Origin of the sequence: Limnohabitans sp. 103DPR2 (assembly GCF_001412575.1) — a bacterium.
GTDB lineage: Bacteria > Pseudomonadota > Gammaproteobacteria > Burkholderiales > Burkholderiaceae_C > Limnohabitans_A.
This window is the reverse complement of sequence record NZ_CP011834.1, coordinates 620,780-633,854: the sequence shown is the minus strand read 5'-3', so window position 1 is coordinate 633,854 and position 13,075 is coordinate 620,780. Positions and strand designations below refer to the sequence as shown.

Genomic DNA, 13,075 nt, shown 5'->3' with positions numbered 1-13,075 from the left:
ATGCAGTTCTTTCTCTGAAAAACAAATTAAGTGGCGAACGCCGATGCAGGCCAGGACACATCGTCGTCAATGGGAAAAATAGGTCGCGGCATGCGTGTCCAAGGCAGTTGCTTCAAGTTGGGTGTGGTCAAGCCTGGGCAATCCACATCGATCATGCGATCGGTAGAGGTGAATTCGGCAAACGCTGCGCGGTAATGGCCACGGCTTTTTGCGACCAACACGCGCACCTTGGACAAGTCCACCTGCAATGCATCCAGCTGCGCAGGGTCAATCAGTTGCTGGCGTTTTGAAATCACCACCACTTGCACACCGCCCACCGCCAAGCGCGCAGACAAGCCCATCTCGGCTTGAACGCCTTTCAGCAAACCGCGTCGTCCAAAAAATTGACCCTCAGACAACGCCAGAACTTTCGCTTCACACGTCAAGGTTTTGGCAAATACGTCGCTAGAAGCTGCATTGAAGGTGGCATCAAATACCTGACCCACCCCCACAGCATGCGCCGCTTGCGCCAAACGTGCATCGGTGAAGACGGCCACTAAGGCGTTTTGCACTTTGGCATCTATCAGAGCTTTCAGCAAATCGACCGTGTTGCCACCCCCGCCGCCACCGGGGTTGTCGCCCACATCGGCCAAGATGCAAGGCCCTTCAGTCGTTGCCTCAGATTGCCCCACGCGCGCCGCAAAGCCAACAGCGTCTTCAAGTGCCCAAAGGCGTGACACAAACTGATGCCGTGCATCCCATACTTCTTGCGCCATGATTTGCGCCACTGAAGCGCCTTTGTGCGCAGCACCTGCTGTCGAAGTCACCAACACACTGAAGCCACAACTGGTGGCATCGGCCAATGCGAAACCTCCACACAGGGAGACATTCAAGATCTCTGCATCGCATTTTTTCAAAGCGCTTTGCATCAAAACGTGATAAACCGTACCTGGCTCAATCATTTGTGACGTGGCGGGTGGCACAAAGGGCAACTTCACACATGAAATTTGCCCAACACCGTCACGCCAAAAACGTCGAATCATTTGCGCCGCTTCAACCCCGCATTCATGTAAATCTTGATGTGGGTTGGTTTTGTAAGCCACAGCGCCTGACAGTGCTTGGGTTGATCGCACAGTCATGTTGGCGTGCAAATCCAGCACTGTCACCACAGGCACCAAGGGGCCCACCATGCTGCGAACGCATTCAAACAACACCCCCTCAGGATCGTCTTCTGTCTGGCTCAAAGCAGCGCCATGCGATGAAATGAAAACCGCATCGAGCGGCCCAGACGCCTTCAAGCGTTCAGCAACATCTTCGATAAAGCTGTTGAAATAATCATCTTGCGATGGCCCACCTGGCTGCGCACCCGCCATGCGAATGGCCACAGCCTCCCAAGCACCGTCCGCGTTCATTGCGGCAACAAAGCCTTGCGTGTCTGGCAATGTGCGTGGTTTGGACTGTTGAAGTTCTGCGCGTAAATCTTCCCCAGCCAAGTCAAAAGCACTGGCAAACATGTCAGGCGTGGTGATGGGTGCAAACCGGTTGCACTCTAGGAAAAATCCTAGGATGCCAACACGGGGAACTTTCTTGCTTTGCATCTCATTCAAATCGCTGTGCTGGACATGCCCTTGAATGCATCTTGCCAAATCTGCATGGCACGTGTCATGGCTTGTTCACGCCACTCGGGTGTGTCCACAAAAAATGCATCGCGCACTTGCTGTCGTATGGCCAAGCCTTGTGGGGATTGCGGGTCACCCTTTTGATAAAGCCAATTGTCTGCAAACAAAGCCGCCATCACTTGCGGCTGCGCTTGGGTGCCCACTTCCATCGCAATCGACACCACCGTGGCTTGCGGACATAAATGCACAAAGGCCATCCGCACATTGCCATCAATCACCTCAGAAGCAGATTCTCCCGAGGCTGGCGAGGTGACATCAGCACCCCACCATTGACGCGCCAATGCCAAAGACTGCGAGTCCACGGGGTGTCTGCAAATCAATTCGGTATGGCCACTGGGCCCCAGTCCTGTATGGTGATCCAAAACGGCAATGAGTTTGGCATGCTGCAAATACTTGTGCGCCAGTTGGTTCAGCTGCCGATTGGACCAGCACAGTTCTTTGCCACCATAAAAAATACCATCGGCATGTCGATACTGGCCGCCAGTCACAGCCCGCGTACCAGCGCGCACGCCCTTCTGCGCCAAATAACCCATGATTTGCTGCTGCAATGTCAATTGCGTGGCGGAAGTCCATTCGTCGGGCAACAACCATGCGTGAATGTCTTCATACCCGTCATTCGATGGCGGCCCTGCTTCAAAGTTGACATGGTTGCGGTTAATGTCCATGTTGTCTTCATTGACACGGCGCAACCAAGAAAAGCCATAAGGGTTCAAGGCATGCATCACCATGACAGCGGTATCAGCAGGCAATTCTTCTGGTTTGAATTGTTGCAGCCCCGCGATTTGACAACCGCTACCGTACAGGCCTTCTACACCATGCGTGGCAGAAATAGCCACCAACACCTTGCTGGCATCGCGCGCACCCAACCAGGCCACATCAAGGGCCATGTCTTCGCCTTGAAAACCTTTTTGAGGATGCAAGCACATTTCCAACTGAGCGCCAGCTGAATGTGCCGCTTTTAAAAATGACTGTCGAGCTTCAAGGTACGTCGAGGGGAAAAAATGCGTCACACCTTACTCCGGTTGAATGCGGCTGGCCGCGTCTTGGTACAACTCGCGTTGTGCTTTCAAATACTCTCTGGTTTGTGCCGGTGTCAAAGAAGGTGGTAACTCTGACCCTAACTTGAGCACCAAGGCTTTCATGGAAGGCAATGCATTCACCTGCACAATGGCCTGGTTCATTTTCTGAACCACGGCGTCTGGCGTTCCAGGTGGTGCAAACAAAACCGCCCATACCAACATGTCCACGCCCTTCAAAGCTTGCGACTCCCAAAAAGTGGCCACATCTTTGACCAAGGGCACGCGCTCTTTGCTCGACACACCCAACACCTTCACGCGTTTGGACGAAATCATGGCAGCAGCAGTGGCCAAGGTGGTCACTGCAAAATCAATTTGCCCACTGATCAAGTCTGAAATGATTTGCGCACCACCGCGATAAGGAATGTGAACCATGAAAGTTCCGGTACGAGTTTTGATCACCTCCGACATCACATGCCCAAAGGAGCCAATGCCTGCCGAGCCAATGCTGTATTTGCCAGGATTCTTTTTGACCAAGGCAATCATCTCGTCGATGGTGTTGGCCGGAAAATCAGGCCGCGTCACAATGCCCACGGGTGCACCCCCCACCATGGCCACAGGCACAAAGTCTTCGGTTTTGTAATTGACCGCTTTGTTGATCATTGGAATGAGCAAAGACTCGCTCAAACCACCATAAGCAAAGGTGTAACCATCGGGTGCAGCACGCAACAACTTCTGCATACCAATGGCGCCACCCGCACCAGCCACGTTGTCGGCCACAAATGAAGCATTGAGAATCTTGCTCAACTCGCCGGCCAAAATCCGCGTGCCAATGTCTGAAGAGCCGCCAGCTGTGAAGGGCACGATGATGCTTACGGGCTTATTGGGATACCCCGCCGCAGCCTGCGACCACGCATTCATTGAGAGCACTGCAGGCAATGCCGCCGCAGTGGACAAAATTTGCCGACGTGTCAGGCCATGGGGGATTGAAGCCATTTGAATCTCCATTTGAATCTCTGTTTATGTCTGCATCAAAGTCACATCCCTGTGTCAAAGCACACTGAGCATGTTGAGCACATCGTAGAGCGGCCCTGTTTCAGGGTAAAGTGCATTGGTTGCCAACATAGATTCATCCAATGCCAAGCACTTTCTTGATTGAAATTCAAAGCTCACCCGTCAACTTTGCCGGCCCTGTGCACGCGGCTATCGACGTGCTGAACATGATTCAAACCTTGACGTTCATGCGCGACAGCCAAAGTCGCAAGAAAAGCACGCGCAGTCCCGCGCTGCAATGGAAGCTTTGGACGGGTAAAAATTCACGTCAAGTGCCTGACTTGTTTTTCATGCCAGGTTGGTTGGCCCAAAATGGCCCCCACTTAGATGAATTGATCACAAGCAATACCCCGTTGCGCACGCGTTTGCAGCAAGTGCATGACCACGGCGGCCTGATCATTGCCGTTGGCAATTCATCTCCTGCGCTGGGTTATGCGGGCTTAATCGCAGATGGCGAAGCGGTCTGTCCATGGGCTTTCATTCCCACCTTCCGTCGCTTAAGCCCTGACATCACTTTGCGTGCCGATTTGATGTGGACACAGCATCAACGCACATGGACATGCAATTCGCCCGTGCTGGCCACAGAACTTGTCTTGGATGCTCTCAAATCCACACCCCTGGCCGAATTGGCAACGGCCACAGCACACGTGCTATTGCCCAACCTCGACCGCCAGCAAACTGTTCAGCAAATGATGAGTGAAGCCAGCGTCAAAATTCAAGCCGCAGGCAGTGTCGATTTGGCAAGGCGGTACATCGACGCTCACTTAACGGAGCCCTACAACATTGAAACTCTGAGCGCTGCAGCCGCCACCAGTGCCAGAACCCTGCTTCGCCACTTTGAAGCCACACACGGCGTTACGCCGTTGACCTATCTGCACCAGCAGCGCATGAACCGCGCCAAGGTGTTGCTAGAAACAACCTACCTCAGCATTGAGCAAGTGGCGCAGGCCTGCGGTTACACCGACACCGGCAGCTTCAGGCGCGTCTTCCAAAAAATGACAGGCGGTTTGCCAGCCCTTTACAGGGAGCAATACCGCCTGAGAACCTCAAGGCGCCGATGGCGCCAAGGGGCTGTGACGAATTAAGCCGCCGCCTTCACCTTCAAACGCCAGGCGTGCAACAAAGGCTCGGTGTAACCGCTGGGTTGCTCTTTGCCTTTGAAGACCAAGTCGCACGCAGCTTGGTAAGCCTTGGAGGTTTTGAAATTGCCGGCCATCTTTTGGTACAAAGGATCGCCCGCATTTTGCTGGTCCACCACAGCGGCCATGCGCTCCATCGTGGCCTTCACCTGCGCTTCAGTCACCACGCCATGCGCAAGCCAGTTGGCAATGTGTTGGCTGCTGATGCGCAAGGTGGCACGGTCTTCCATCAAACCCACGCCATGGATGTCGGGCACTTTAGAGCAACCCACACCTTGGTCCACCCAACGCACCACATAACCCAAGATGCCTTGCGCGTTGTTGTCAAGTTCGTCTTGCTTGTCCTTCGCAGTCCACTCAGCCGCTTGTGCCTTGGTGACCACTGGGAACTGCAGCAACTTGTTCAAAGTTTCTTCGCGCAGGTCTTTGGCGCTTTGCTTGGCAATGGTTTTTTCCATCTGCTTTTGCAATGCAGGCACATTCACTTGGTGATAGTGCATGGCATGCAGTGTGGCTGCTGTGGGGCTTGGGACCCAAGCCGTATTGGCGCCCGCATTGGGGTGACCAATTTTTTGTTTCAGCATGTCGGCCATCAAATCGGGCATAGCCCACATGCCCTTGCCAATTTGCGCACGACCACGTAAACCGGCTTGCAAGCCCACAGCCACGTTGGCTTTTTCGTAGGCACCCAACCAGGTGCTGCCCTTGATGTCGCCCTTGCGCATCACAGGGCCGGCCAACATGCAGGTGTGCATTTCGTCACCGGTGCGGTCCAAGAAGCCGGTGTTGATGAAGGCCACACGTGATTTGGCAGCGGCAATACAGGCGGCCAAGTTGGCGCTGGTACGGCGCTCTTCGTCCATGATGCCCAGCTTTACTGTTGAAGGCTTCAAGCCCAAGACTTTTTCAACACGACCAAACAGGGTGTCGGCAAAACCCACTTCTTTAGGACCATGCATTTTGGGCTTCACGATGTAAACGCTGCCTGTGCGGCTGTTACGGAAGTTGGCACCCTTCTTTTTCTGCAAGTCCACCATGGCGCACGTAGTGGTGATCATGGCGTCCATGATGCCTTCAGGAATTTCTTTTTGGGTACCGTCAGCTGCGTTGTACAAAATGGCAGGATTGGTCATGAGGTGACCCACATTGCGCACGAACAACAAAGAACGGCCATGCAACACTTCGTGACCTTTGCCGCTGGGCTTGGTGTACACGCGGTCGCCATTCAAAGTGCGCTTGAAGGTCTTGCCACCCTTTTGCACTTCTTCTGCCAACGTACCTTTCAAGATGCCCAACCAGTTGCTGTAGGCCAAGACTTTGTCTTCAGCGTCCACTGCGGCCACGGAATCTTCCAAGTCCAGAATGGTCGACAGCGCAGACTCGGCCACCAAATCAGACACACCTGCGGGGTCTGTTTTACCAATGGGGTGCGATTTGTTGATTTGCAAATCGAGGTGCAAACCGTTGTGCTTGAACAGCAAAGATGTGGGGGCTTTGGCATCGCCTTGGAAACCCACAAATTGTTTGGCATCGGCCAAGGTGGTGGTGCCCGACTTCAGGCTGACCACCAACTTGCCACCCTTCACGCTGTAACCCGTGCTGTCAATGTGCGAACCCTTCTTCAAAGGCACGCAACGGTCCAGCACATAGCGGCAGTACTCAATCACTTTGGCGCCGCGCTTGGGGTTGTAGCCTGTGCCTTTTTCGCAGCCATCGGCTTCGCTCAAGGCGTCCGTGCCATACAAGGCATCGTACAAAGAACCCCAACGTGCGTTGGCGGCGTTCAAGGCATAACGCGCGTTCAAAATCGGCACCACCAACTGAGGACCGGCCAACACAGCCAACTCAGCGTCCACGTTTTGGGTCGTTGCTTTGGGGCTCTTTGGCTCTGGCACCAAGTAACCAATTGACGTCAAATGTTTGCGATACGCCTTCATGGCTCTGGCATCCGCAATCGGGCCAGGGTTGACGGTGTGCCACTTGTCCATTTCCAATTGAAGGCGATCGCGCTCGGCCAACAACGCAATGTTCTGTGGCGCCAAATCTTTGACGATGCCATCAAAACCCGCCCAGAAAGTTTTGCTCTTCACGCCCACTGCAGGCAAGACCTGGTCTTCAATGAAGCGATACAAAGGGGTGGCCACGTGCAGGCCGTGAATGCTGGTGCGTTGGGTCATGAGAGCCTCTAGAAAAGTAAAAAAATGGAAATGGGGGGCGCTCTTGAACAGTTCTGTCCAGATTTGTAGCGCCTATGACACCCACTGTATTCGATGTTTCAAGGTTTATAAATCAGCGAAATGGCTTTTGACTTGTGACTTTTTTGCAAAGGTTCGGCCGCAATTCACCAAAATTTGAGAAAATACGGCCATCTCCCCCTCAGGGTTTACAACCGCTTGCACATACTTCCATGGCCAAAGAACGCATCCTGATCAGTGAAGTGGGCCCGCGCGACGGCTTGCAGTCGGTCAAGCAAACCATGCCCACCGCCAACAAACTGCGATGGCTTGATGCCTTGGTGGCCTCGGGTCTGCAAGAAATTGAGGTGGCTTCTTTTGTGCCCGCGCATTTGCTGCCGCAAATGGCCGATGCCGTCGAAGTTGTTCAACACGCTCTCCAATACCCCCACGTGACGGTCATGGCCTTGGTGCCCAACCGAAAAGGCGCTGAAGCGGCCTTGAAAGCCGGCGCTCAAAAACTCACCATCCCCGTCTCCGCCAGCGAAGCCCATTCCATGGCCAATGTGCGCAAAACACGTGAAGCCATGGTTGCAGAAGTTCGCGCCATCATTCAAGTTCGCAATGAATTGGCGCCCCATGTGAAAGTGGAGGCTGGCATTTCAACGGCCTTTGGCTGCACCCTGCAAGGCCATGTGGCCGAGGACGACGTGGTGAAGTTGGCCGCCGCCGTGATTGAAGCCGGCGCCGACGAATCGGGCTTGTCTGACACCACGGGCATGGCCAACCCCGCGCAAGTGCGCAGAATTTTCAAACGTGTGTTTGCCGAAATCGGTGACAAAACGGGCGCCGCGCATATGCACAACACCCGCGGCTTGGGCCTGGCCAATTGTTTGGCGGCCTACGATGTGGGCGTTCGCGTCTTCGACAGTTCCTTGGCTGGCTTGGGCGGCTGCCCTTATGCGCCTGGGGCGTCGGGCAACGTGGTCACCGAAGACTTGGTCTTCATGTTTGAAGCCATGGGCATCGAAACCGGCATCGACATTGCCAAACTCATTGCAGCCCGCCAAGCTTTGATAGACGGCCTGCCAGGCGAACCGCTTTATGGCATGACGCCCGATGCGGGCTTGCCCAAGGGCTGGACCCACGAACACATTTAATTGAAGACCATGAACACAGCTAAATCCCTGCCCTACGAAGGCATCCGCGTCGTTGAATTCACCCACATGGTGATGGGCCCTACCTGCGGTATGGTGCTGGCCGACTTGGGTGCTGAAGTCATCAAAGTGGAACCCATCGGTCACGGCCACGAAGGCGACAACACCCGCAAACTTTTGGGTTCGGGCGCTGGCTTTTATCCACTCTTCAATCGCAACAAGAAAAGCTTGGCGCTGGACTTGAAAACACCCGAAGGCAAAGAGGCTGTGTTGCGCTTGATCGCCACCGCCGACATCGTCAGCGAAAACTTCAAGCCCGGCACCATGAAAAAACTGGGCCTCGATTACGAGGCCTTGAAAAAAATCAACCCTCGTCTGATTTACGTCACGCTCAAAGGCTTCTTGCCTGGCCCCTACGACCACCGCACTGCACTCGATGAAGTGGTGCAGATGATGGGCGGCCTGGCCTACATGACAGGCCGCCGCGGCGACCCCTTGCGCGCAGGCACCAGCGTGAACGACATCATGGGCGGCATGTTTGGCGCTATTGGTGCCATGGCCGCACTGGCCCAACGCGCGCAAACAGGCGAAGGCCAGGAAGTGCAAAGCGCCTTGTTTGAAAACAATGTGTTCTTGGTGGCCCAGCACATGATGCAGTACCAAGTGACGGGCAAACCTGCAGCGCCAATGCCCGAGCGCATTTCTGCATGGGGTGTCTACGACGTGTTTGTGGTGAAGGACGGCGAGCAAATTTTCTTGGCCGTGGTCAGCGACACGTCTTGGAAAATTTTCTGCGATGTTTTCAATTACCAAGACTTGTTCGACGATCCCCGCTTGGCCAACAACAACCAGCGCGTGCTTGCGCGCGATTGGCTGATTCCCCTGCTGCGCGAACGGCTGAAAGATTTTTCAGCGCAATACCTCAGCGAAGTGTTTGAAAAAAATGCACTGCCTTACGCACCCATCACAGCACCACACGATCTGCTGGATGACCCCCACTTGAAAGCCACCGGCGGTTTGGCACCCCTTGAATTGAACGATGGTCGCACCGTCAACACGGTGTTGCTGCCCCTCAGCCTGAACCAAGAGCGTTTGAAAGTTCGGCAATCAGCGCCTCACTTGGGCGAGCACAACGAGAGTTTGCTCAGCAGCCTGGGTTACAGCGCCGAAGAGATACAAAAATTGAGCAACCCTTCGTAACCAAGGACGTCCTCACATGACTTGCACAGAACTGGTTTTCCAACACAGCGTGTCACAGCTAACACGTCAAATGCGATTCAAATGGCCTTTGTTCATGTGTTTCAGTTTCTGCTTGTCTTTATCAGGTCTCGCGCCCGCTCAAGCACAAAGCAATTGGCCCGACAAACCCATTCGTTTCATCGTGCCCTACACCCCCGGCGGCGGGACCGACACCGTCACGCGCCATTTGGCAGAAAAAATGACGCAAGACACACAGTGGGCTTTTTTAATTGACAACAAACCCGGCGCAGGTGGCAACATTGGCATGGACCTGGTGGCCAAAGCAAAACCCGATGGCCTGACGATCGGCATGGGTCAAACCTCCAACTTGGCCATCAACCCTGCCGCCATGGGTAAGTTGCCATTTGATGCGAGCAAAGACTTTGTGCCAGTGGCCCTGGTGGCCGAAGTGCCCACAGTATTGGTGGTGCGCGCAGACTCGGCTTGGAAAAATTTAGAAGACATGGTGAAAGCCGCCAAAGCCAAACCCGAATCCATCAAGCAAGCTTTGGCAGGCACCGGTACTGTGGGGCATTTGGCGGGTGAGATGCTGTCCAAGAAAGCCAACTTCAAAGTCTTGAGCGTGCCCTACAAAGGCGCAGCACCCGCCATCACCGATTTGCTGGGTGGCCAAACCGATTACATGTTTGCCACTCCGCAGTCCGTCTTGGGCATGTTGCAAGGCGGCAAGCTCAAAGCCTTGGCGGTGACGTCATCGCAGCGTCTCAAAGTTCTGCCCACCGTACCGACGGTTGCGGAGCAAGGTTACAAAGGGTTTGAAGCTGTCGATTGGAAAATGGTGGTGGCGCCCGCCAACACTCCCTTGCCCATTTTGAAGCGCTTGAATGCTGCGGCAGAAAAGGCTTTGAGCAGTCCCGGCTTCTCCGCGCAAATGGCTGCCGAGGGCAGCACACCGCTTGGAGGCAACTTGGAAAAAATTGCCGCCTATTTGAAATCCGAACAATCCGAATGGGGTGATTTGATCCGGGAAGCCGGCATCAAGTTTGACTGATGGACAAACTCAAAGTCTTTGAATCCTTTGTCTCAGTTGCTACACGTGGCAGCCTGAGTGCTGCTGCGCGCGCTGAAGGTGTGGCGCCCGCCATCATTGGCCGGCGCCTGGACGCCTTGGAATCTCACTTGGGGGTGAAGTTGTTGTTGCGCACCACGCGGCGCATCAGCCTCACGCACGAGGGCAGTGCTTTTTTAGAAAACTGCCAACGCCTTTTGAGCGATGTGGCCAATGCCGAAGACAGCGTCTCGGCTGGCGGCCTCAAGGCCAGCGGTCATTTGCGCATCACGGCACCGGCAGGATTTGGCAGGCGCCACGTGGCACCTTTGGCGCCCTTGTTCCATGCGCAAAACCCCGACGTCAAAATCTCGTTGAATTTGAGCGACAGGGTCATTGACCTGGCCGCCGAAGGCTTTGACTTTGCGGTGCGCGTGGGCGATTTGCCCGATTCTTCCCTGGTCAGCGTCAGATTGGCCGATAACCGCCGCCTGTGTGTGGCCACACCCGCCTATCTGGCCAAACACGGCACCCCACAACACCCATCCGAGTTGCTGCAGCACAGCTGTCTGACGCTTTCTAGCGATGCCTCGCAGACCCGAGGTTGGGCCTTCAAAGTCCCTCCTGCCGACAATGCCGAGGGCCCAGAAGTCACTTATTTGCGCCCCCATGGCCCGCTTGATTGCTCAGACGGCCAGGTTTTGCACAGCTGGTGCTTGGCCGGCATGGGCATTGCATGGCGCAGCACCTGGGAAGTCGAAAACGACATCGCATCGGGCCAATTGGTCGAGGTTTTGGCCGATTTTGCAGCCCCGCCCAACGGCATTTACGGCGTTTTCCCCCAACGCAAGCACCTGCCCCTGCGTTTGCGGCTTTGGATCGACTTTTTGAAGCATCACTTCAGCTTGCCCTCAACTTGGCAAAGCGCCCCGTAAAATCGGGGGATGCTTCAAGCCAAACAAGAATTACTCTCGGCCCTCGCTGCCGAACTCGAACGCCTGCACGCTGGTGCCGGCGCCAAAGCCGCTTTTGAATCGCCTAAGGTGGCCGCCCATGGTGATTTGGCCTGTACGGCCGCCATGCACTTGGCCAAACCATTGGGACAAATCCCCAGACAAGTGGGCGAAGCCTTGCGCACCGCGCTCATGGCCACACCGGCCTTCAGCCAATGGGTTGAAAGCATCGATATCGCAGGCCCTGGCTTTTTGAACCTCAAGCTCAAGCCCAGCGCCAAGCAAGCCGTGGTCAAAGAGGTGCTGCATGCGGCCACCTGCTTCGGTCAACAAACCGAGCGCAACGAAAAAGTCTTGGTCGAGTTCGTGTCGGCCAACCCCACCGGCCCGCTGCACGTGGGCCACGGCCGACAAGCGGCCCTGGGCGATGCCATTTGCAATTTGTTTGCCACGCAAGGCTGGTCTGTTTACCGCGAGTTTTATTACAACGACGCAGGCGTGCAAATCAACACCTTGGCCACGTCCACGCAATTGCGCGCGCAAGGCTTCAAGCCTGGTGATGCACAGTGGCCCAGCGGTGAAAACGCCGCCGCCTACAACGGTGACTACATCCAAGACATTGCGCAAGATTTCTTGGCGAAGAAAACCGTCAAGTCCGACGACCGAGAATTTACCGGCAGTGGCGACCTGAACGATTTGAACGGCATGCGCGAATTTGCCGTGGCCTATTTGCGCCACGAGCAAGACCTCGACTTGAAAGCCTTCGACGTCAAGTTTGACAACTACTACCTCGAGTCCAGCCTCTACACCAGCGGCCGTGTCGACAGTGCCGTCAAAAAATTACAAGAAGCCGGCAAGACCTACGAACAAGACGGCGCGCTGTGGCTCAAGTCCACCGATTACGGCGACGACAAAGACCGCGTGATGCGCAAAGGCGACGGCACCTACACTTACTTTGTGCCCGATGTGGCGTATCACATCACCAAGTGGGAACGCGGTTTTACCAAGGTGGTCAACATTCAAGGCACCGACCACCACGGCACCATTGCCCGTGTGCGCGCGGGCTTGCAAGCCGCGGGCGTGGGCATTCCGCAAGGCTACCCAGACTACGTGCTGCACACCATGGTGCGCGTGATGCGCGGCGGCGAAGAAGTGAAAATTTCCAAACGTGCGGGCAGCTACGTCACCTTGCGCGACCTCATTGAATGGACCAGCAAAGACGCCGTGCGTTTCTTCTTGCTCAGCCGCAAGCCCGACACCGAGTACGTGTTTGACATTGATTTGGCCTTGGCGCAAAACAACGACAACCCTGTGTATTACGTGCAATATGCACACGCGCGCATTCACTCCATCTTGCGCACCTGGGGCGGCGATGTGGCCAGTTTGGCCAAAGCGGATTTGTCCAGCCTGGAAAATCCAAAGGCACAAGCCCTCATGTTGCTCTTGGCCAAATACCCCGAAATGCTCACGGCGGCTGCGCAAGATTTTGCGCCGCACGATGTGACGTTCTACTTGCGCGACTTGGCGGCCAGCTATCACAGCTACTACGATGCCGAGCGCATTTTGGTCGACGACGAAACTCAAAAACTGGCACGTTTGGCCTTGGTTGCAGCTTGTGCCCAAGTCTTGCAAAATGGCTTGAAGATATTGGGTGTGTCTGCGCCAGAGCAGATGTAA

10 protein-coding genes are annotated in these 13,075 nt (G+C 55.1%); 6 read left to right on the top strand and 4 right to left on the bottom strand.

Annotated features, from left to right (window positions below):
- Positions 1 to 26: 26 nt before the first annotated feature.
- From L103DPR2_RS03045 to L103DPR2_RS03035, 3 genes are read right to left on the bottom strand one after another with little or no spacing between them, the layout of a single operon-like run.
- Complete coding sequence (locus L103DPR2_RS03045; RefSeq protein WP_055359692.1) at positions 27 to 1,577, bottom strand: M81 family metallopeptidase; 1,551 nt, start codon at positions 1,575 to 1,577, stop codon at positions 27 to 29.
- A 5-nt stretch (positions 1,578 to 1,582) separates the two neighbouring features.
- Positions 1,583 to 2,668 carry a M14 family metallopeptidase gene (locus L103DPR2_RS03040; RefSeq protein WP_082466693.1) on the bottom strand — a complete coding sequence of 362 codons (1,086 nt, stop codon included), beginning with the start codon at positions 2,666 to 2,668 and terminating at the stop codon, positions 1,583 to 1,585.
- A gap of 3 nt (positions 2,669 to 2,671) precedes the next feature.
- Positions 2,672 to 3,670 (bottom strand): Bug family tripartite tricarboxylate transporter substrate binding protein, encoded by a 999-nt coding sequence (locus L103DPR2_RS03035; protein ID WP_197274899.1) that lies wholly within the window; start codon positions 3,668 to 3,670, stop codon positions 2,672 to 2,674.
- Positions 3,671 to 3,810: 140 nt separating this feature from the next.
- On the opposite strand from L103DPR2_RS03035, the gene L103DPR2_RS03030 reads away from it, so the two are divergent.
- Positions 3,811 to 4,812 (top strand): helix-turn-helix domain-containing protein, encoded by a 1,002-nt coding sequence (locus L103DPR2_RS03030; protein WP_055359689.1) that lies wholly within the window; start codon positions 3,811 to 3,813, stop codon positions 4,810 to 4,812.
- Here the strand turns inward: L103DPR2_RS03030 and L103DPR2_RS03025 are convergent.
- On the bottom strand, positions 4,809 to 7,043 hold the full coding sequence (locus tag L103DPR2_RS03025) for a malate synthase G (protein WP_055359688.1): 2,235 nt from the start codon (positions 7,041 to 7,043) through the stop codon (positions 4,809 to 4,811). The two genes, L103DPR2_RS03030 and L103DPR2_RS03025, sit on opposite strands and share 4 nt — an antisense overlap.
- A 230-nt stretch (positions 7,044 to 7,273) precedes the next feature.
- Here L103DPR2_RS03025 and L103DPR2_RS14445 point away from each other — a divergent pair, with 230 nt between their 5' ends.
- The 5 genes from L103DPR2_RS14445 to argS all read left to right on the top strand — a co-directional run bounded on the left by L103DPR2_RS14445 (position 7,274) and on the right by argS (position 13,075).
- On the top strand, positions 7,274 to 8,200 hold the full coding sequence (locus L103DPR2_RS14445; RefSeq protein ID WP_055359687.1) for a hydroxymethylglutaryl-CoA lyase: 927 nt from the start codon (positions 7,274 to 7,276) through the stop codon (positions 8,198 to 8,200).
- 9 nt (positions 8,201 to 8,209) lie between these two features.
- Positions 8,210 to 9,397 (top strand): CaiB/BaiF CoA transferase family protein, encoded by a 1,188-nt coding sequence (locus L103DPR2_RS14440; protein ID WP_055359686.1) that lies wholly within the window; start codon positions 8,210 to 8,212, stop codon positions 9,395 to 9,397.
- Between the two features lie 94 nt (positions 9,398 to 9,491).
- Positions 9,492 to 10,448, top strand: coding sequence for a Bug family tripartite tricarboxylate transporter substrate binding protein (locus L103DPR2_RS03010; RefSeq protein WP_231717709.1), 957 nt, complete (start codon positions 9,492 to 9,494; stop codon positions 10,446 to 10,448).
- Positions 10,448 to 11,380, top strand: coding sequence for a LysR family transcriptional regulator (locus L103DPR2_RS03005; protein ID WP_055359685.1), 933 nt, complete (start codon positions 10,448 to 10,450; stop codon positions 11,378 to 11,380). Before L103DPR2_RS03010 ends, L103DPR2_RS03005 begins: the two co-directional genes overlap by 1 nt.
- Positions 11,381 to 11,389: 9 nt before the next feature.
- Positions 11,390 to 13,075, top strand: a complete 1,686-nt coding sequence (gene argS, locus L103DPR2_RS03000) for an arginine--tRNA ligase (protein ID WP_055359684.1) — start codon at positions 11,390 to 11,392, stop codon at positions 13,073 to 13,075.

Excerpts from the sequence above, each read along its gene's own strand:
- L103DPR2_RS14440 (WP_055359686.1), top strand. The coding sequence starts at position 8,210 with ATGAACACAGCTAAATCCCTGCCCTACGAAGGCATCCGCGTCGTTGAA.
- L103DPR2_RS03030 (WP_055359689.1), top strand. The coding sequence starts at position 3,811 with ATGCCAAGCACTTTCTTGATTGAAATTCAAAGCTCACCCGTCAACTTT.
- L103DPR2_RS03035 (WP_197274899.1), bottom strand. The coding sequence starts at position 3,670 with ATGGCTTCAATCCCCCATGGCCTGACACGTCGGCAAATTTTGTCCACT.
- L103DPR2_RS03010 (WP_231717709.1), top strand. The coding sequence starts at position 9,492 with ATGTGTTTCAGTTTCTGCTTGTCTTTATCAGGTCTCGCGCCCGCTCAA.
- L103DPR2_RS03025 (WP_055359688.1), bottom strand. The coding sequence starts at position 7,043 with ATGACCCAACGCACCAGCATTCACGGCCTGCACGTGGCCACCCCTTTG.
- L103DPR2_RS03005 (WP_055359685.1), top strand. The coding sequence starts at position 10,448 with ATGGACAAACTCAAAGTCTTTGAATCCTTTGTCTCAGTTGCTACACGT.
- L103DPR2_RS14445 (WP_055359687.1), top strand. The coding sequence starts at position 7,274 with ATGGCCAAAGAACGCATCCTGATCAGTGAAGTGGGCCCGCGCGACGGC.
- argS (WP_055359684.1), top strand. The coding sequence starts at position 11,390 with ATGCTTCAAGCCAAACAAGAATTACTCTCGGCCCTCGCTGCCGAACTC.
- L103DPR2_RS03045 (WP_055359692.1), bottom strand. The coding sequence starts at position 1,577 with ATGCAAAGCAAGAAAGTTCCCCGTGTTGGCATCCTAGGATTTTTCCTA.